The organism is Sinomonas cyclohexanicum (assembly GCF_020886775.1).
In the GTDB taxonomy this organism is placed as follows: Bacteria; Actinomycetota; Actinomycetes; order Actinomycetales; family Micrococcaceae; genus Sinomonas; species Sinomonas cyclohexanicum.
Window position 1 is genome coordinate 3,798,078 of record NZ_AP024525.1, and the last position, 19,338, is coordinate 3,817,415.

The following is a 19,338-nucleotide window of genomic DNA, read 5'->3' on the forward strand; positions in this document are numbered from 1 at the left end:
GTACTCCTCAGGCAGGGTGAAACAGGGGCTCGTTGGGGCCAACCCCATTATCCCGGGGTTTCTTCCACACGTTACGCCGTGCGACGGCCCGCCTCCGCCGAGAGCGGGTCCTCTGGCGCCGAGATCGGGTCCCCTGACCGCGAGATCGGGGGCATGTCCCGGTGCGCACGACGCCGCATTGTCGCCCGCGTGAAGCAAGGCACCGGCAGTGACCACTCGCCGTCGGCGGGAGAGGTCCCCGCCGCCCCGAGATGTGCTGCCCTGGCCCGCATCTGCTGGGTGAATTACCCAAGGAGAAGCGGCCGAAGGCAGCCCAAGCGGGCCAGGGCAGCACATGCGCGTGGGCAACCCACCGGTCGCTCAGCCCAGCCCCGGCCGCGGCATCAGCAGACCCGACCCCGGCATCAGCAGACCCGACCCCGGCGGTGAGGATGCACCCCTACCGCCCCTCGGCCTCCCTACCGCCCCTGGGCCTCGTCGCGCTCCTGGAGGCGCGTGAACATGGCGTTGTAGGCCTCGAGGTCGGCATCGTGGTCGCGGTCGGCGGCGCGGTCGCGGCGCTTGGTCTCGCGTGCGTCCGACTTGGACCACATGACGGCCACCCCAATTGCGAGGATCAGGGTCGGGATCTCGCCGATGCCCCACGCGATGCCGCCGCCGGTCTGCTGGTCCCCGATCGCGGACTGCCCCCATGCCCGGCCCAGGTTGCCGAAGAACGTCGGCTCGAGCAGCACGTTGGAGCCCATGAGCGTCACGCCGAAGAACGCGTGGAACGCCATGGTCGCGAGCAGGAGCACGAGTCGGATCGGGTACGGGAACCGGCGTGGTAGGGGGTCGGAGCCGATCATCGTCAGTACGAAGATGTACCCGGTCAGCGTGAAGTGCAGGTTCATGAGCTCGTGGCCCACATGGTCCCGCATGGCGTACCCGAACAGGTCCGAGTAGTAGAACAGGATGATCGAGCCCGCGAAGTTGGCGGCCGCGAACAGCGGGTGGGTGACCAGCTGCGACCACTTCGAGTGGACGAACACGAGCAGCCACTCGCGCAGTCCCCGGCTGCCGTCGCGCCGCGCCGTCAGGGCCTTGAGCGCGAGCGTGACGGGCGAGCCGAGCACGAGGAACAGCGGCGCCACCATGGTCAGCATCATGTGGTCCACCATGTGCGCGGAGAACAGCACCCGCCCGTACACGGCCGGCGGCCCGCTCGTGATGTACGTCAGGAGCACGAGCCCGACGAACCACGAGGCGGCCCGGAGCCACGACCACGGGTCTCCGCGTCGGGCCACCTTGACCATGCCGAGGATGTAGGTGACGGCCCCGAAGAGCACCACGGCCACCCACAGCCAGTCCGCGCGCCACTCGGTGATCCAGCGCGAGGAGGTGAGCTCGGGAGGCAGCTCGTAGCCGGTGAGGATGAACGCCGGCGAGGCGTCGGGCGCGTACGTGGTCGGCTCGGGTGGGGCCGAGCGGGAGAGCGCGACGGCGAGCCCGGACACCGCGCCCATCACCACGGCCTCGACCCCGATGAGCTGCCACAGCACGCGCCGCGCGGACGCGCCACGGCCCAGCTGCGGGATGATCCACTGCCGGTGCATGAACCCGATCCCGCCGAGCACCACCGCGAGGGTCGTCTTGGCGAGGATGATCTGCCCGTACGCGGACGTGAACAGATCGCCGAGGTTCGGCAGCCGGATGAGCGCGTTGACCACGCCGGACGCCACCACGAGCACGTACCCGAACAGCGCGAGCGCGGAGAAGCGCCGCAGCGTCGCCTCGGTCGCGTCGGTCGCCTGCGGGACGCGCACGACGCCGCGTGCCCCGCTCCCGCCGGCCGAGGCACCTGGGCGGGACGCGCCGTCGTGTGTCCGGGAGCGGTCCGGGCCCCCGGCCAGCGTGCGGCCCAGGAGGGCGAGCACGGCGATGCCGCCGACCCAGAGTGAGGCGCCCACGAGGTGGAGGAAGAGGGAATTGACGGCGCCCTCGTGGTCGCTGGAGCTGGCGGAGTGCCCGATGAGCGCCATGGGCACGAGGCCCGCGAGTGCCAGGAGGCCCGTGAGCGCGAGCCCCGTGAGGGAGCGGACAGCGAAGAGGAGCGTCGCGACGACAGCGGCGATGATCACGGTGACGAGCCACGCCCGGCCCACGTCGAGGCTCGTCATGAAGAAGACCAGCTGCTTGGTGTAGTCGGCGTCGCCGGAGAGGGGCTGCCCGATCAGGTCGGAGTGCGTGAGGACGAGGACCGCCATGGCGCTGATCGTCCACGCGATGGCGCCGCCCGTGGCGATCCTCAGGGCGCGGGTGAAGGCGGGGTGCTCGTCCCCGTCGTCGGCGGCCGCCCCGTCCGCGGCGTCGCGGGCCGCGCGGCGGCCACGGTGCGGGGTGGGGTACCGCGGGAGCACCCCCACTGCGAACGTGATGCCGCCGAGCACCAGGGCGGCCGAGAGGTTCAGGAGCGTCTTCGCGATGGGCAGGCCCCACCGCACGAGCGCCCCGGGATCGAGGACCTGCCGGGCCGCGACGGCGCCGGAGAAGATGAGGGCGGCCACGAGGGCGAGGACCGCGACGGCCAGCGCCGCGATCGACCATCCCCGTGCGAGGCCTGCGTTTCCCGCGGGAGCGGGGGCGGCGGAGGCTGGGCGGGCGGGCGAGGCAGATCGTGGCACCCATCCATTGTCCCAGACACCGCGGTGGCCTCAGACGCCGAGAGGGGGCAGCGGCGCGGTGCCGTTGCCCCCTCGCGAGGCTGTCTGGAGCCTGTGGGCTACGCGCCCGGGACTACTTGCCCGAAGCGGCGGCCTTGAGCTTGGAGCCCGCGGTCAGCTTGACGCTGTGGCCGGCCGGGATCTCGATGGCGGCACCCGTCTGCGGGTTGCGGCCCGTGCGGGCGGCGCGCTCGGTGCGCTCGACGGCGAGCCAGCCCGGGATGCTGATCTTCTCACCCTTGGAAACGGAGGCCTCGAAGACCTCGAACAGTGCGTCGAGCACGCCGTTGACTGCGGCCTGGCTGAGGCTGGTCTTGCCGGCGACTTCTGCGACCAGATCGCTGCGGTTCTTAGCCATGTGTCCTCCTGGACGTTGGTTTCTACATGTCAGCCCGGGAACGGTCCGCTCCGGGCTGCTGTTACCGCAACTTACCAGCTATCCGGGGCCTGGCCAGCAGATTTCCGCGTGTTTTCGCGGTTTTTGGGCCTTATCCGGGGTTTTTGGCCCGGATCCGGGCCGTGGGGTGCCCTCCGGCAGGGTGGCGAGCGCATCAGGCGCCCCCGCCGCATGACGGGGCGTAGCGTGAGTGGCATGCCGTCCGACACGCCGCTCACCGCCGCCCAGCGGGGGCTCGTGGACGCGTGGTTCGGGGACTGGGAGCTCTTGGAGGACCATTCGTGGGGCATCCAGGGCATCCACGTCCTGCGCATCTCCACGGGACGCGGCCCGGTGGTCATCAAGGCGTCGGGGACGAGCCACCACATCGTCCGGGAGGCCCGCGCGCACCGGCAGATGACCGGGCCGCTCCTCGCCCTCGACCCGCCCCGGAGCGCGCGGCTGCTGCACGCGGACACCCGTGCTGGGGTCCTCGCCGCCACGTGGCTGCCCGGCCGGCTCGTCGAGGGCGGCCCGCACGAGCGTTCCGCCGAGGCGTTCCGCCAGGCGGGCGAGCTCCTCGCGCTCGTGCACGTGCCGCGGGAGCGGACGGCGAGCTACGACCCGGCGGCCCTGCATAAGGTCGGCGACTTCCTGGCGCGCGCCCACGGGCTCGCCCCGGCGCCCCACCTCCGCATCGCGGAGCGCCTCGCGGCCGCCCATCGCCCGGCCCCACGCTGGCTGTACGCGACGCACGGGGACTTTCAGCCGCGCAACTGGGTCCTCGACGGCGACCCTGCTGCGGGAGGCCTCGTCTCGCTCATCGACTGGGGCCGCGCGGGGTACCGGCCCTGGGTCACCGACCTCGTCCGGCTTGAGCACCAGAGCTTCCAGGCCGGGCCCGGTCAGTCGGCACACGACGCCGCGCGGCTCCGGGCGGCGTTCCACGCCGGCTACGGCCGCGACCCGGCCAGCGAGCCCGGCTCATGGCTGCTCGACAACCTCCTCCAGGCCCTCGGGACGGTCGTCTGGGCGCACGAGGTCGGCGACGCGCCGTTCGAGGACGAGGGCCGCCGCATGCTCGCCCGCGCGGTGGAGTGGTTCGGCTGAGGGCGCACGACGGCGGGGCCCGCCCGCCGTCGTGCGCTCCCTGCGCGGTGCCCGCCGTCCTGCGCCCGATCAGGCCTTGTCGGGCCGGGCCGCGTCCGGCCGGTGCCCCTGCTTGGCCAGCTGGATCTGCTCGTAGACGTGGTGGCGCAGCTCGGTGAAGCGCGGCAGGGCGCGGGTCTCGAGCTGGTCGCGCTCCTGAGTCGTGCCACTTGCCTTAGTGACCTGCAATGAGTCCAAGCGTTGTCAGGATTTCCTGAGCTGTCGGGGGAATGTTGGGCTCGAGGGTGAGGCGTTGGCCGTTGACCTCGATTGTTGCCGAGCGGACGGGACGCAGCGTCTGGACGAGCTTCTTGATGCTCACGCCGGTGGCGTCCTGGAGGTGGCGGGCGATCGCGAGGGCCGCGAAGACCACGGTGAGGTGGGCCTCGATCGCCTCGCGCTGGTGGTGGAAGACGGGCCGGGCCTTCAGGTCGGACTTGGTCATGCGGAACGACGCCTCGACCGCCCAGAGGTCGTGATAGGCGCCGATCACCGCGCTGCCGCTCATCGTTGCCTCGGGCAGGCTGGTCACGTAGCCCTTGAGCCCTGCGAGCTGGCGGGCCCGTTCGATGGTGGTCTGGTCCAGGGCCTTCTCGGCGCCGGTGACCTTGAGGAACCTCGCCTTCTTCAAGGGAGTGGCGCCGGCGGCGATGCGTTCGGCCTTCTCGACCATGAGGTTGATGGTGCGCCGGTCGCGCTTGGCCCGCTTGAACGAGTACTGGTAGACGATCCGCCGCTCCCGCGCGTCCTTCCCGGTTCCCAGCGTCCTGACGGATTCGAGGATCTGCCCGTCCTCGAACCAGTCCCCGTGGGCTTCGAAGTGCTCGGCGAGGTCATACGGGGCCTTGGTCAGGCGGGAGCCGACGATGAAGGAGAACCCGGCGTCCTCGAGCGCGTTCAGGTTGCCGGCCGAGAGCATCCCGGCGTCGGCGACCACGACCATGTCCGTGACCCCATGCCTCTCCTGGAACGCCTTCAGCACCGGCACGAGGGTGGTGGTCTCGGCCTTGCGCCCGTCGAAGAGGTGCACCTCCAGCGGGAACCCGCCCGGGTCCACCAGCAGCCCGACCTGGACCTGCGGGTCCACGCGGTGCTCCTTGCTCATCCCGACCCGGCGCAGCTCGTCCTCGTCCTCGTTCGTGAAATGCAGGGTGGTCACGTCATACATGACCATCGCCGCAGGCCCTGTAGAGCGGACCGAGTGCGCGAGGCAGGCCTTGGCGATGATGTCGCGGTAGTCCTGCCTGCTGCAGCGCTCCAGGCATCGGAACACCGTGCGCAGCGCCGGTGCGGGCACCCCGATCTCTTCCAGGACCCGGAGGGTGTCGGCCTTCGACGTGGGCTCGATGATCCGGGCCAGCACCAGCGATCTGAACGCCTCATCGTCGAGGACATCGAATCCCAGACGGGAGTACGCCTGGGCCAAGACGTCCCAGAGCAGCAGCGATGCCGTTGCCACCACGCGCCCGCCGCCGGCCACGAGCCGTGGGCGCCCGCCGGGAGCGGCTACCGGCAACGAGGCGGCGGCCGTCCAGTCAGCGACGTCCTCGGTGCGCACCTCTACGCGGGGCAGCGGGCCCAGGTCCAGCGTCCCCTGGCCGGGCCGGAGCCGATCGCGGGCCAGGTCCAGCAGCAGCGCCAGCTCGGCATCGGTATGGGCAGAACCCACATGATCGACCTCCACGACCTGGCCCCGGTCCTTGGCCACGATCTGGACAGCGACCGCGCCCGAGGCCGTCCTGACCTTGCGCACGAACCTGGAAGCCACCCCCTGAGGCTACCTTTCGACAGGTTCTTAGTAACCAAACCGTCCGACCGCAACAAAGAAACCGCAGGTCAGAGCACCATCAGCGAAAATCCGTCAACCGAGTGGCACGAGTCAGGTTCGAGGACGAGGGCCGCCGCATGCTCGCCCGCGCGGTGGAGTGGTTCGGCTGAGGGCGCACGACGGCGGGGCCCGCCCGCCGTCGTGCGCTCCCTGCGCGGTGCCCGCCGTCCTGCGCCCGATCAGGCCTTGTCGGGCCGGGCCGCGTCCGGCCGGTGCCCCTGCTTGGCCAGCTGGATCTGCTCGTAGACGTGGTGGCGCAGCTCGGTGAAGCGCGGCAGGGCGCGGGTCTCGAGCTGGTCGCGCTCGGCGGGCAGGTCGATCACGAGGTCCTCCTGCACCACGGTGGGCGAGGAGGAGAGGATGATGACGCGCTGGCCGAGGTAGACGGACTCGTCGATGTCATGCGTGACGAACAGGACGGTGACTCCGAGGTCCTTCCAGATGCGCCGGATGAGGTCCTCGAGATCGGCACGGGTCTGGGCGTCGACAGCGGCGAACGGCTCGTCCATGAGGAGCACCTCGGGCTGGTACGCCACCGCGCGGGCGATTGCGACGCGCTGCTGCATGCCGCCCGAGAGCTGCCACGGGTACGAGCGCGGCACGTGGGCCAGGCCCACCGCCTCGAGGGCCTGGTTGACGAGCTTCTCCCGCTCCGCCTTGGGCACGCCCGCGTTCTTCAGGGGCAGCTCCACGTTGTCCTTCACCCGCAGCCACGGGAACAGGGACCGGCCGTACTCCTGGAACACGACCGCCATCTTCTTGGGCGGCCCGGTGACCTTCTTCCCGTCGAGGACCACCTCGCCCTCAGTGGTCGAGAGCAGGCCGGCAATGCACTTCAGGAGCGTGGTCTTGCCGGAGCCGGACGGGCCCACGATGCACGCGAGCTCGTTGTGGCCGAGGTCGAACGTGAGGTCGCGGACGGCCTCGATGTCTCCGCCGTCGGTGCGGTAGACCTTCTTGACGCCGCGCACCGACAGGAGCGCCTCGCCCTCGGGAAGGGTGCGCCCGCGGGGCACGGTCTGGCTCTGGGTCTGGTCAGGCTGCATTCTCTACCTCTTTGAGGCCGTTGTACCAGCGGAGCACGGTCCGCTGGATCCACTGGAAGATGAGGGACATGGCCACGCCGATGAGCCCGAGGACCACGATGCCGGACCACATCTCGGGGATCGCGAACGAGCGCTGGAACTGCACGATCGCGAAGCCGAGTCCGGACGAGGACGCGAACATCTCGGAGATGACCATGAGGATCAGGCCGATCGAGAGGGACTGCCTCACGCCGGCGAAGATCTGGGGGGCCGCGGACGGCAGGATCTGGTACCGGATCCGGTTGAACCCGGTGATCCCGTACGAGCGGGTCGTCTCGTTCTGCACGGGGTCGATGGCGCGCACGCCCTCGATCGTGTTCAGCAGCACGGGCCAGACGCAGCCCGAGACGATCACGGCGACCTTCATCGAGTCGTTGATGCCCACCAGGAGCATGAGCACGGGGACGAGGACCGGCGGCGGGACCGCGCGGAAGAACTCGAACACGGGCTCGGTCAGCGCCCGGAGCGTGGGGCTGAGGCCCACGAGGAGCCCGAGCACGACGCCGAGGACGATCGCCGCCGCGAGGCCGACCAGGAGCCGGCCGATGCTCGGGAGCACGTCCGTGAGGAGGCGGTCGCCGAACCACGTCGGCGGGAACTTCTCCGCGAGCGCGCCGGGCGTGGGGACGAAGAAGTTGGGGGCACCGGACGTCGCGGCCCACCAGAGGGCGATGAGCAGGACGGGCAGGCCGATCCCGTACAGGAGTGCCTTGAGGAACTTCATGCCGCGACCTCCCCGCGGATCGAGGGATGCCAGGACAGGACACGCCGCTCGACCCACCGCGCGGCGAGGTTCACGACGACGCCGAGCAGGCCCGTGGCGAGGATGAGGGCATACATGCCCGAGATCGCGCCGCCGGACTGCGCGAGCGCGATCTCGCGCCCGAGGCCGGGCGAGCCGATCACGAGCTCGGCGGTGATGGCGAGGATCAGCGCGACGGACGCGGCGAGGCGGATGCCCGTCATGAGGTACGGCAGGACCGTCGGGAACACGACGTCGCGCACCCGCTGCCACCACGAGAAGCCGTAGCTCTCCGCCGTGTTCATCGCGACCGTGTCCACGTCAGCCACGCCGTAGAGCGCCTGGATGAGCACCTGCCAGAAGCTCGCGTAGACGACGAGCATGAGCGTGGACTCGATCTTGATCCCGAAGAGCAGCACGGCGAGCGGGATGAGCGCCACCGAGGGGATCGGGCGGAGGAACTCGATCGTCGAGTTCGTGGCGCGGCGCAGGAACGGGGACATCCCGATGACCAGGCCGAGGACGGTGGCGAGCACAACGGCGATCGCGAGCCCGATCGCCCACGCCGCCATGGTGTCGCCCACTGCCTTCCAGAAGAGGGCCAGCCCGAAGTCGTTCGCGAGCGCGGCCAGCACCTCCGACGCCGGCGGAAGGTACTTCGCCTGGACGATCCCGACCGCCGGGGCGAGCTCCCACACCCCCAGGAAGGCGAGGATGCCCACAAGGCCGAGGACCGGCGTCGTCCATCCCGGCCTCCTGCCGGGGCGGCGCGCGGTACGTTGCCGCGGGCCCAGCTTCTGCTGGGCTCGGGTTGCAGTCTGCGTGCTCATCGCGGCAGCAGCTCGTCGAGGTTGACGGGCTTGGTCAGCGTGCCGTACTTCTGCGCGGCGTCGCCGAGCTTCTGCACGGCGGCCCTGTCGAAGGCGCTGCGGTACAGCGGGAGATTCATCTTGGCGCGCGTGGCGGCGTCGATCTTCGTGTACGTGCCGACGACGTCGCGGACCTCCTGCGGGTGCTGCTGGGCGTAGTCGAGCGACTTGTTCATGGCACGCGTGAACTTGGCCGTGAGCTCCGGCTTGTTCTTGATCGTGTCACCGCTCGTGAAGTAGCCGGCGATGTCGAGCTTCGGGTCGAACTCGACGAAGTTGTTGCTCAGGACCCGGTCGCCCGCCTCGACGCCCGCGGTGCGGAACGGGTCGAGGATCCACGCGGCGTCGACCACGCCCTTGTCCAGGGCGGCCTGAGCGTCCGGGAACGCCACCTCGACGAACTGCACCTTCGAGGGGTCCCCGCCCGCCTTCTCCACGACGGTCTTGATGGTCGTGTCGCCGATGTTCGAGAGGTTGTTGACCGAGACCTTCTTGCCCTCGAGGTCCTTCGCCGTCTTGATCGGCGAGTCACCCGTGACCAGGACCGCGCCGAACTCCTTTGCGGGATCGCCGGTGGAGGACGCACCATCCGCCACGAAGCGCATGTCCAGGCCCTTGTCCTTGGCCACCATGACGGAGATGAGGTTCGAGAACGCGAAGTCGTAGCTGCCGGACTGGACGCCGGGGACGATTGCCGAGCCGCCCGTCGCGGTCTGGATGTCGAGGTCGAGGCCCTCCTCGGCGAAGAAGCCCTTGGACTTCCCCAGCCAGATCGGCGCGGTGTCCACGATCGGAATGACGCCGACGGTGATCTTCTGGGTCTGGCCGCCAGCGGCCGCCGTGCCCGACGCTCCCGTGCTCGATCCGGCGGCGCCGGGTTGGGCGCTGCTCGGTGAGCCGGCACCACAGGCCGCAAGGGAGAGGAGGGTGAGCGCTGCGGCTGCCGCCGTCACGATGCGCTTGAACATGGGTGTGCCTTTCAGGTGCCCGGGTGCGTGGGACTGTGCGTGCGACTACTTGACGAGGAGCGAGTCGATCGAGGGCTGCTTCGTCACAAACTTGTACTTGAGCATGAGGTTGCCCAGGTCCGTGAGCTGCTGCTCGCGGAGCTCAGCTGACATCTGCTCCATGTTGAGCTTCTGCGCGGCGGCCGCATCCATCTTGAGGAAGGTGCCAGCGGTCGCCTTGAAGCCCTGCTGGTCGTTCTGGACCGCGTCCAGCGTGGTCTGCATCGCCTTCTTGAACTTGGCAACCGTGTCCGGGTTGGACTTGGCGTAGTTGCCGGACGTGAACGAGACCATCGTGGGAAGTCCTGGAATCGCCACCTGGTACGGGTAGCCCAGGACCCGGTAGTTCGGGTCACTGGCCATCTTGGTCTCGAACGGCTCCGGCACCCACGCGGCGTCGATGTTGCCGCGGTCCAGCTGCGCCTGGGCGTCCGGGAACGCGACCTCGCTGAACTTGACCGCCTTCGGGTCGCCGCCGTCCTTCGCGACGGACTCCATGATCGTCAGGTCGCCCTGGGTGTTCACGGCGTTGACCGAGACGGTCTTGCCGGCCAGGTCCTTCCACGACTGGATGGGCGAGTCCTTCTTGACGATGACGGCCTCGATGTCGGTGCCCGTGGCGATCGAGTTCGAGTAGCCGGTGACGACCTTCATGTCGAGGCCCTTGTCCGCCGCGACGAGGACGGACAGGGGGTTGCCGACCGCGAAGTCCATGCTGCCCGACGAGACGGCCGGGAGCATCGCCGCGCCGCCCTGCCCCGTCTGGAACTGGACGTCGAGGCCCTCCTTGGAGAAGTAGCCCTTGTCGATCCCGTACTGGACGGCGGCCGATGGGGCGATGCTGAGCACGCCCACGGTCACCTTGGTGAGCGAGCCGCCGCCGCTCTGCTGGCCGGCGCTGGCCCCCGAGGGCGAGCCGGCACCGCAGCCTGTCAGGGCCAGTGCCGCTACGGCCGCGCCCGCGAGTGCCTTGGAAAGGGTCTTGAACATGACTTGTGCTCCCTCGCGCGGGGCGCCGAGTCACCGTCGACTCGGGTGTGATGCACCCCACGTTCAACAAGTACAATATCTTCAATCATTGAAGTAATCAACCATTGAATCTGAGCCTGTTCCTTGCTCTCGGGGCGAGTCTAGGCTGCGGTGTCGCGCCTCCTGAAACCCACGACTGCGGCGCCGATCAGCACTGCGGCCGTCGCGAGGGCAATTCCCACGCTCGGCCAGTCGAGGCCGTTCTTGAGGGGGTCGTGGCCCACGTACTGGTAGAACGGCGAGTACTTCCGGGCGGGCTCCAGCCAGTCGACGACGGGGGCCAGTCCGTTGACGAGGTACGCGGCCACGGCGAGGGCCGCAGGGACGCCCTTGCTCAGGCCTGCCTTCCCCGTCGCGGCCGAGAGGGCGAGGGCGAGGCTGCCGAACACCAGCCCCAGCAGCCCAAGGTGTGCCATCGCCGCCGCGATCTTGTCCCCGGGCAGCACGAGGTCCACCCACCTGCCCTCGAGGACCAGGGCGAAACCGGCGACGGCCGCGAGGAGCGCTGTCCCGAGCGCCATGGCACAGGCCTTCTCGAGGACCACCCGACCGCGGCCCACCGGCTGCGCGATGAGCAGCTCGAGCGTGTGGTGCTCCTCCTCTCCGGCGATCGCGCCGGCGCCCATGCCGATCGCGTACATGAGAATCACGATCGGCGCCATGAAGGAGAGAAGCTCGATCTGGATGTACCCCGTAGGGGTGGACATATCCGCGGCCTCGGTCGCGAAGAGGTTGCGAAACGCCTCCGGCATCTGCTCGAGCAGGTCGTTCATGGACGGCTGGCCCTTGATGCTCGGCCAGAAGGCGGCGTACATGCCCATGAGGACGGCAAGGCCCGCCCCCCACGCCACTAGGGAACGCCACTGATCACGAAGCGTCTTGAGCAACACGCTGGACAGCATCTGCATCGCCTCCGTAGTACGTCAGGAACATCTCGTCGAGCTCGGCTTCGGCGCACTCGAAGTCGATGACCGTGTGGGCGCACACCCGCTTGAGCAGATCGTCGAGGGCCGACTGCGGCGCGCTGCAGGTCAAGGACTGCCCGTCCACGGCGAGGTCCCGGACGCCGGCCACACTGGCGAAGTCTCCCGCGCGGACCTCCTCGGCGAAGGATGCCCGCACGTGGTGCAGCGACTTTCCGCTCAGGTCCGCGAGCCGCTCCACCGCGACGAGGCGCCCTTCCCGCACGACGCCGATCCTGTCGGCCACGCGTTGTACCTCGCCGAGGATGTGGGAGGACAGCAAAACGCTTCCGCCATCCTCAGTGTGCTCACGCAGGAGGGCGTGGAACTCGCGCTGGACGAGTGGGTCGAGCCCGCTGGTCGGCTCGTCCAGCACCAGGAGCCGCGGGCCTGACATCACCGCCAGGACGACGGCCAGCTTCTGCCGATTGCCGCGCGAGAGGGTGCGGCTGCGCCGCGAGAGGTCGAGTCCGAGCCGGTCGGCCACAGCCTGCGCCCTGACCCGGTCGTCGCGCCCCCGCAGGTGGCCGAGGTAGTCGACATGCTCGCGCCCCGTGAGGCGCGGATAGAGCGAGGGCTCTCCCGGGACGTATCCGACCAGCCGATGGACGGCCTCTGCGTCGCTCCAGGTATCGAGACCGAACACACTGGCCCGGCCCGCCGTGGGGCGGATCATGCCCATGAGGAGGCGGATCGTGGTCGTCTTGCCCGCCCCGTTGGGGCCGAGATATCCAAAGACCTCGCCCGGCTCGAGGCTGAAGCTCACCGAGTCGAGGGCCACCGTGCGGCGGAACCGCTTGGTGAGGGCTTCGAGGACCACGGGATGCTCGGAGCGGGCCGCGCCTGAGTCTGCCATGCGGCCAGTATCTTGCCGCCCGCCACGCCGGTCCTAGGGTCGAACGGCTGTGGTTGTTAAATGTCAGGACCCCCGGCCGTGTGGTCGGGGGTCCTGGAATGGTTGTCCGGCGGTGTCCTACTCTCCCACACCCTGGCGGGTGCAGTACCATCGGCGCTGTGGGTCTTAGCTTCCGGGTTCGGGATGGGTCCGGGCGTTTCCCCCACGCTGTGGCCGCCGTAACCCTTTGTCCCGTCCCCCGGGTGGGGGTGGGAAGCTGTGGTCACGGTTGTCGTCCGTGGATCTGTGTTCGGTTGTGGCTGCGGTGCCCGTGCCGCCCCGTGTGGTTGGGGCGGGGTTTGTTGTCTGGGGACCGTATGGTGGACGCGTAGCATTGTTGGTTCTTGCCACCACCGGGTGGGTGGTGTGTGTTGAGGTTGTCGGCCTATTAGTACCGGTCGGCTTCGACAGTCTTCAGTCCTGTCTTCCACGTCCGGCCTATCAACCCAGTGGTCTGCTGGGGGCCTCTCGCCCTTGCGGGCATGGAGATCTCATCTTGAAGTGGGCTTCCCGCTTAGATGCTTTCAGCGGTTATCCCTTCCGAACGTAGCCAACCAGCCGTGCACCTGGCGGTACAACTGGCACACCAGAGGTTCGTCCGTCCCGGTCCTCTCGTACTGGGGACAGCCCTTCTCAGATCTCCTGCGCGCGCAGCGGATAGGGACCGAACTGTCTCACGACGTTCTAAACCCAGCTCGCGTACCGCTTTAATGGGCGAACAGCCCAACCCTTGGGACCTACTCCAGCCCCAGGATGCGACGAGCCGACATCGAGGTGCCAAACCATGCCGTCGATATGGACTCTTGGGCAAGATCAGCCTGTTATCCCCGAGGTACCTTTTATCCGTTGAGCGACGGCCCTTCCACGAGGTGCCGCCGGATCACTAGTCCCGACTTTCGTCCCTGCTCGAGATGTCTCTCTCACAGTCAAGCCCCCTTGTGCACTTGCACTCGCCACCTGGTTGCCGACCAGGCTGAGGGGACCTTTGGGCGCCTCCGTTACTCTTTGGGAGGCAACCGCCCCAGTTAAACTACCCGTCAGGCACTGTCCCTGGCCCGGATCACGGGCCGAGGTTGAGGTGTCCAAAGCGACCAGAGTGGTATTTCAACGATGACTCCGCCGCCACTGGCGTGACGGCCTCACAGTCTCCCACCTATCCTACACAAGCCGCTCCGAACACCAATACCAAACTGTAGTGAAGGTCTCGGGGTCTTTCCGTCCTGCTGCGCGTAACGAGCATCTTTACTCGTAGTGCAATTTCGCCGAGTTCACGGTCGAGACAGCGGGGAAGTCGTTACTCCATTCGTGCAGGTCGGAACTTACCCGACAAGGAATTTCGCTACCTTAGGATGGTTATAGTTACCACCGCCGTTTACTGGGGCTTGAATTCTCCGCTTCGCTCGTGAGAGCTGACGGGTCCTCTTAACCTTCCAGCACCGGGCAGGAGTCAGTCCGTATACATCGTCTTGCGACTTCGCACGGACCTGTGTTTTTAGTAAACAGTCGCTTCCCCCTGGTCTCTGCGACCCCGACCCCCTCCCACCGGCGTGCGGTGTTCAGGGTTGGGGTCCCCCTTCTCCCGAAGTTACGGGGGCATTTTGCCGAGTTCCTTGACCGTGATTCTCTCGATCGCCTTGGTATTCTCTACCTGATCACCTGTGTCGGTTTGGGGTACGGGCGGCTGGGACCTCGCGTCGATGCTTTTCTCGGCAGCATAGGATCACCCGATCCCCCCGCGAGGGGGTCCCGTCGGATCTCAGGCCTGATGCGCGGCGGATTTGCCGGCCGCGCGCCCTACATCCTTGGACCAGGTCAACCATCGCCTGGCCGGGCTGCCTTCCTGCGTCACACCTGTTAATACGCTTGCCTCGCAGCTCTGGGTCCCGCGCGCACCCCCGGTACAGGTCCCGAAGGACCCATGGTGGGGGGATTGGGCGGTCAGCATCGGCTGTCCGGCATGGGCGGTCCTTCGCCGGTACGGGAATATCGACCCGTTGTCCATCGACTACGCCTGTCGGCCTCGCCTTAGGTCCCGACTTACCCAGGGCAGATGAGCTTGACCCTGGAACCCTTGATCATCCGGCGGACGGGTTTCCCACCCGTCTTTCGCTACTCATGCCTGCATTCTCACTCGTGCGGCCTCCACCCCTCGATCACTCGGGGGCTTCACTGCCCGCACGACGCTCCCCTACCCAGCCCCACCCCTGAACCACGAAGGCTAGGGCACACATGGGACTGCCACGGCTTCGGCGGTGTGCTTGAGCCCCGCTACATTGTCGGCGCGGAATCACTTGACCAGTGAGCTATTACGCACTCTTTCAAGGGTGGCTGCTTCTAAGCCAACCTCCTGGTTGTCTGGGCAACTCCACATCCTTTCCCACTTAGCACACGCTTGGGGGCCTTAGCCGGTGGTCTGGGCTGTTTCCCTCTCGACTACGAAGCTTATCCCCCGCAGTCTCACTGCTGCGCTCTCACTTGCCGGCATTCGGAGTTTGGCTGACGTCAGTAACCTTGTGGGGCCCATCGGCCATCCAGTAGCTCTACCTCCGGCAAGAAACACGCAACGCTGCACCTAAATGCATTTCGGGGAGAACCAGCTATCACGGAGTTTGATTGGCCTTTCACCCCTACCCACAGCTCATCCCCTCCATTTTCAACTGAAGTGGGTTCGGTCCTCCACGACGTCTTACCGTCGCTTCAACCTGGCCATGGGTAGATCACTCCGCTTCGGGTCCAGACCACGCCACTGAACGCCCTGTTCAGACTCGCTTTCGCTACGGCTCCCCCACACGGGTTAACCTCGCGACGTGGCACTGACTCGCAGGCTCATTCTTCAAAAGGCACGCCATCACAGGAACGAAGCCTGCTCTGACGGTTTGTAGGCGCACGGTTTCAGGTACTGTTTCACTCCCCTCCCGGGGTACTTTTCACCTTTCCCTCACGGTACTTGTCCGCTATCGGTCATCGGGTAGTATTCAGGCTTATCAGGTGGTCCTGACAGATTCACACGGGATTTCTCGGGCCCCGTGCTACTCGGGCACCTCCCCAGGGCTGCGACAGGCGTTCCGGCTACGGGACTCACACCCTCTCCGGCCGGCCGTTCAAGACCGTTCGCCTACACCACCGCAACACCCCCGACCACCGGCAGATGATCGAAAGGAAGGCCCCACAACCCCATGCGCGCAACCCCTGCCGGGTATCACACGCGCACAGTTTGGCCTCGTCCGCGTTCGCTCGCCACTACTGACGGAATCACTCTTGTTTTCTCTTCCTGCGGGTACTGAGATGTTTCACTTCCCCGCGTTCCCCCCACACCGTCTATGCGTTCAACGGCGGGTCACCGCATCAAGTGCGGCGGGGTTTCCCCATTCGGACACCCTGGGATCACAGTCCGGTTATCGACTCCCCCAGGCTTATCGCAGATTCCCACGTCCTTCATCGGCTCCCGATGCCAAGGCATCCACCGTGCGCCCTTGGAAACTTCAACACAACAAAGACCAAGGACACACAAACACACGGCACGCCAGAGCGCCCGTGCGTGTACGTCCTACAACTCGAAAAACGAGATTGCTAGATGCTCGCGTCCACTATACAGTTCTCAAACAACAACCCCCACAGCCCCCACACGCACCGCCGCGAAGCGGCACGCCGGGAGAAGGCGGGCACCACACGCCCCACCCACCGCCCCGCCCCGCCGCACAGGCAGGACAGGAACAGGAGGACAGGGCGCGGGGACGCTTGTTGTCCCAGGACCCAACAGTGTGCCAAGGACCCCACCCCCACCGCAAAACCACGGCCCCACCGCTTTCCAGCCCCCCCCACAGGGGAGGCGTACTCACGAAGGGCCGCACCGCACGGGGCACGGGCCACAGGATCGCCGATGTTCCACCCACGAGCACCCGCCGGAGAACACATGTCTCCGCAGCGGGGCTGCCATCCCCCCGGGCACCGGGCAGCCATGCGGCCGCCGGCACCACCACCGGGGGGTGCAATGCTCCTTAGAAAGGAGGTGATCCAGCCGCACCTTCCGGTACGGCTACCTTGTTACGACTTAGTCCCAATCGCCAGTCCCACCTTCGACGGCTCCCCCCCACAAGGGGTTGGGCCACCGGCTTCGGGTGTTACCGACTTTCGTGACTTGACGGGCGGTGTGTACAAGGCCCGGGAACGTATTCACCGCAGCGTTGCTGATCTGCGATTACTAGCGACTCCGACTTCATGGGGTCGAGTTGCAGACCCCAATCCGAACTGAGACCGGCTTTCTGGGATTGGCTCCACCTCACAGTATCGCAACCCTTTGTACCGGCCATTGTAGCATGCGTGAAGCCCAAGACATAAGGGGCATGATGATTTGACGTCGTCCCCACCTTCCTCCGAGTTGACCCCGGCAGTCTCCCATGAGTCCCCACCCGAAGTGCTGGCAACATGGAACGAGGGTTGCGCTCGTTGCGGGACTTAACCCAACATCTCACGACACGAGCTGACGACAACCATGCACCACCTGTGAACCGGCCCCGAAGGGAGGCCCCATCTCTGGGACGGTCCGGCACATGTCAAGCCTTGGTAAGGTTCTTCGCGTTGCATCGAATTAATCCGCATGCTCCGCCGCTTGTGCGGGCCCCCGTCAATTCCTTTGAGTTTTAGCCTTGCGGCCGTACTCCCCAGGCGGGGCACTTAATGCGTTAGCTGCGGCGCGGAAACCGTGGAATGGCCCCCACACCTAGTGCCCAACGTTTACGGCATGGACTACCAGGGTATCTAATCCTGTTCGCTCCCCATGCTTTCGCTCCTCAGCGTCAGTTACAGCCCAGAGACCTGCCTTCGCCATCGGTGTTCCTCCTGATATCTGCGCATTTCACCGCTACACCAGGAATTCCAGTCTCCCCTACTGCACTCCAGCCTGCCCGTACCCACTGCAGACCCGGGGTTGAGCCCCGGGCTTTCACAGCAGACGCGACAAACCGCCTACGAGCTCTTTACGCCCAATAATTCCGGATAACGCTCGCGCCCTACGTATTACCGCGGCTGCTGGCACGTAGTTAGCCGGCGCTTCTTCTGCAGGTACCCTCACTCTCGCTTGTTCCCTGCTGAAAGGGGTTTACAACCCGAAGGCCGTCATCCCCCACGCGGCGTCGCTGCATCAGGCTTCCGCCCATTGTGCAATATTCCCCACTGCTGCCTCCCGTAGGAGTCTGGGCCGTGTCTCAGTCCCAGTGTGGCCGGTCACCCTCTCAGGCCGGCTACCCGTCGTCGCCTTGGTAGGCCATCACCCCACCAACAAGCTGATAGGCCGCGAGCCCATCCAAGACCGCACAAGGCTTTCCACCCCCCACCATGCGGCAGGGAGTACTATCCGGTATTAGACCCAGTTTCCCAGGCTTATCCCAGAGTCAAGGGCAGGTTGCTCACGTGTTACTCACCCGTTCGCCACTAATCCACCCCGAAGGGCATCATCGTCCGACTTGCATGTGTTAAGCACGCCGCCAGCGTTCATCCTGAGCCAGGATCAAACTCTCCGTCAAAAAACACGCCAACCAGAAACCCCAGGAAAATGAGGCCACCAGCCAGCAGAAAATGATCCGGCATCAAACACCCAGCCACGCACACAGGGGCGCACGCAACCAGGCAACTGATAACCAAAAAAATGGCATCAACAAAACTTGGCACACTATTGAGTTCTCAAACAACAAACAACTTCCGGTAAGCTATTGGCTTTGGGGCCTTAGTCCGTCCCGGAGCAACTTCTCTAATCTACCAGAGTCTCTCTCCCGGTGCAAACTCCGTGTCTGGAGTCCGCGGTGCTCGAGATTCCCCGCCCCGCCGGTTCGGGACGCGTGTCAGCGTGTCCGTTTCCGGTTGTTTAGAAGGGGTTTGGCCGCCGTTCCGTCCGCGTTTCCGCGGCCGCTCCCGGCGACTCAGAAGACATTACAGGGATTCGGGGGCGTCAGCAAATCGAGCGTGACGCCCGGGCGTGTCGAGTGCGCGCACCCGACCGTGGCCGAGGCAGAACCAGCGGGCGAGCCTGCCCAGGAGCTCCTCCGAACGCGGCGCCGCGGAACGGTCATCGGCGATCCGGTCCGGGTACTGCTGGAACGCGACCCCCACACGAAGGAGATGCCGTTGTCCAGACGGTGTCCCCTGCGAACAGCACCTCGCCGGCCGAATGGGCGGGATAGCCGCGGTGCGGCCCGGGGCGGCCCGGCGCGGACGCCGGGATTCCTCGTCCGTGCCACGGACCGGTTCCACCGCGCCGGGCCGGGCGCCAGAGGAGGGCGGCGACGTCGTGCGCTTCGGCTCACTCGCCCAGCCCCGGCACGCGGTGGACCGCCGGATACGCCGAAGGGCGGCACCCCAGCGGGGTGCCGCCCTTCGGACGGGTCTGGTGCCTACCAGGACGACTTGGTGACGCCCGGGAGCTCGCCCTTGTGCGCCATGTCGCGGAAGCGCACGCGGGAGATGCCGAACTTCTGGAACGTGCCGCGGGGGCGGCCGTCGATCTGGTCGCGGTTGCGCAGGCGGACCGGCGAAGCGTTGCGGGGCAGCTTCTGCAGGCCGAGACGTGCGGCCTCGCGGGCCTCGTCCGTCGCGTTCTCGTCGACAAGGGTCTTCTTGAGCTCGGCACGCTTCGCGGCGTAGCGCTCGACGATGACCTTGCGCTGCTCGTTGCGGGCAATCTTGGACTTCTTGGCCATGT

The 19,338-nt window shown here is 67.0% G+C and carries 13 protein-coding genes and 3 rRNA genes; 1 reads left to right on the forward strand and 15 read right to left on the reverse strand.

Annotated elements, in window-relative coordinates:
- Positions 1 to 458: 458 nt before the first annotated feature.
- Entirely contained in the window at positions 459 to 2,663 is a 2,205-nt protein-coding gene (locus tag SCMU_RS17890; RefSeq protein ID WP_229230441.1) for a bifunctional copper resistance protein CopD/cytochrome c oxidase assembly protein, read from the reverse strand.
- Between the two features lie 112 nt (positions 2,664 to 2,775).
- On the reverse strand, positions 2,776 to 3,060 hold the full coding sequence (locus SCMU_RS17895) for an HU family DNA-binding protein (RefSeq protein ID WP_189694894.1): 285 nt from the start codon (positions 3,058 to 3,060) through the stop codon (positions 2,776 to 2,778).
- 234 nt (positions 3,061 to 3,294) lie between these two features.
- Here SCMU_RS17895 and SCMU_RS17900 point away from each other — a divergent pair, with 234 nt between their 5' ends.
- On the forward strand, positions 3,295 to 4,188 hold the full coding sequence (locus SCMU_RS17900) for an aminoglycoside phosphotransferase family protein (protein WP_229230442.1): 894 nt from the start codon (positions 3,295 to 3,297) through the stop codon (positions 4,186 to 4,188).
- A gap of 69 nt (positions 4,189 to 4,257) precedes the next feature.
- Here the strand turns inward: SCMU_RS17900 and SCMU_RS17905 are convergent, their stop codons facing one another.
- The 13 genes from SCMU_RS17905 to rpsN form a co-directional block, all read right to left on the reverse strand.
- A complete protein-coding gene (locus SCMU_RS17905; protein ID WP_229230443.1) occupies positions 4,258 to 4,416 on the reverse strand; it encodes a hypothetical protein in 159 nt (52 codons plus the stop codon).
- Entirely contained in the window at positions 4,403 to 5,995 is a 1,593-nt protein-coding gene (locus tag SCMU_RS17910) for an IS1634 family transposase (RefSeq protein WP_229230444.1), read from the reverse strand. Before SCMU_RS17910 ends, SCMU_RS17905 begins: the two co-directional genes overlap by 14 nt.
- A 239-nt stretch (positions 5,996 to 6,234) precedes the next feature.
- A complete protein-coding gene (locus SCMU_RS17915; RefSeq protein WP_229230445.1) occupies positions 6,235 to 7,101 on the reverse strand; it encodes an ABC transporter ATP-binding protein in 867 nt (288 codons plus the stop codon).
- Positions 7,091 to 7,864: an ABC transporter permease gene (locus tag SCMU_RS17920; RefSeq protein ID WP_229230446.1), complete on the reverse strand. Its 774-nt coding sequence runs from the start codon at positions 7,862 to 7,864 to the stop codon at positions 7,091 to 7,093. The genes SCMU_RS17915 and SCMU_RS17920 overlap by 11 nt, the downstream gene beginning before the upstream one ends.
- Entirely contained in the window at positions 7,861 to 8,712 is an 852-nt protein-coding gene (locus SCMU_RS17925) for an ABC transporter permease (protein ID WP_229230447.1), read from the reverse strand. The genes SCMU_RS17920 and SCMU_RS17925 overlap by 4 nt, the downstream gene beginning before the upstream one ends.
- Complete coding sequence (locus tag SCMU_RS17930) at positions 8,709 to 9,719, reverse strand: ABC transporter substrate-binding protein (protein ID WP_229230448.1); 1,011 nt, start codon at positions 9,717 to 9,719, stop codon at positions 8,709 to 8,711. The genes SCMU_RS17925 and SCMU_RS17930 overlap by 4 nt, the downstream gene beginning before the upstream one ends.
- 45 nt (positions 9,720 to 9,764) lie before the next feature.
- The gene (locus SCMU_RS17935; protein WP_229230449.1) at positions 9,765 to 10,748 is read right to left on the reverse strand and encodes an ABC transporter substrate-binding protein; all 984 of its coding nucleotides are present in this window, start codon (positions 10,746 to 10,748) and stop codon (positions 9,765 to 9,767) included.
- A 140-nt stretch (positions 10,749 to 10,888) separates the two neighbouring features.
- Positions 10,889 to 11,638, reverse strand: coding sequence for an ABC transporter permease subunit (locus SCMU_RS17940; protein WP_229230450.1), 750 nt, complete (start codon positions 11,636 to 11,638; stop codon positions 10,889 to 10,891).
- 16 nt (positions 11,639 to 11,654) lie between these two features.
- On the reverse strand, positions 11,655 to 12,605 hold the full coding sequence (locus SCMU_RS17945) for an ABC transporter ATP-binding protein (protein ID WP_229230451.1): 951 nt from the start codon (positions 12,603 to 12,605) through the stop codon (positions 11,655 to 11,657).
- Positions 12,606 to 12,709: 104 nt separating this feature from the next.
- Positions 12,710 to 12,826, reverse strand: a 5S ribosomal RNA gene (rrf, locus tag SCMU_RS17950).
- Between the two features lie 186 nt (positions 12,827 to 13,012).
- Positions 13,013 to 16,131: ribosomal RNA gene (locus SCMU_RS17955) — 23S ribosomal RNA — on the reverse strand.
- Positions 16,132 to 16,646: 515 nt separating this feature from the next.
- Positions 16,647 to 18,166 (reverse strand): 16S ribosomal RNA (locus SCMU_RS17960).
- Together the 16S, 23S and 5S rRNA genes form the textbook arrangement of a ribosomal RNA operon.
- A gap of 864 nt (positions 18,167 to 19,030) precedes the next feature.
- Positions 19,031 to 19,336, reverse strand: coding sequence for a 30S ribosomal protein S14 (rpsN, locus tag SCMU_RS17965; protein WP_229230452.1), 306 nt, complete (start codon positions 19,334 to 19,336; stop codon positions 19,031 to 19,033).
- Positions 19,337 to 19,338: the final 2 nt, after the last annotated feature.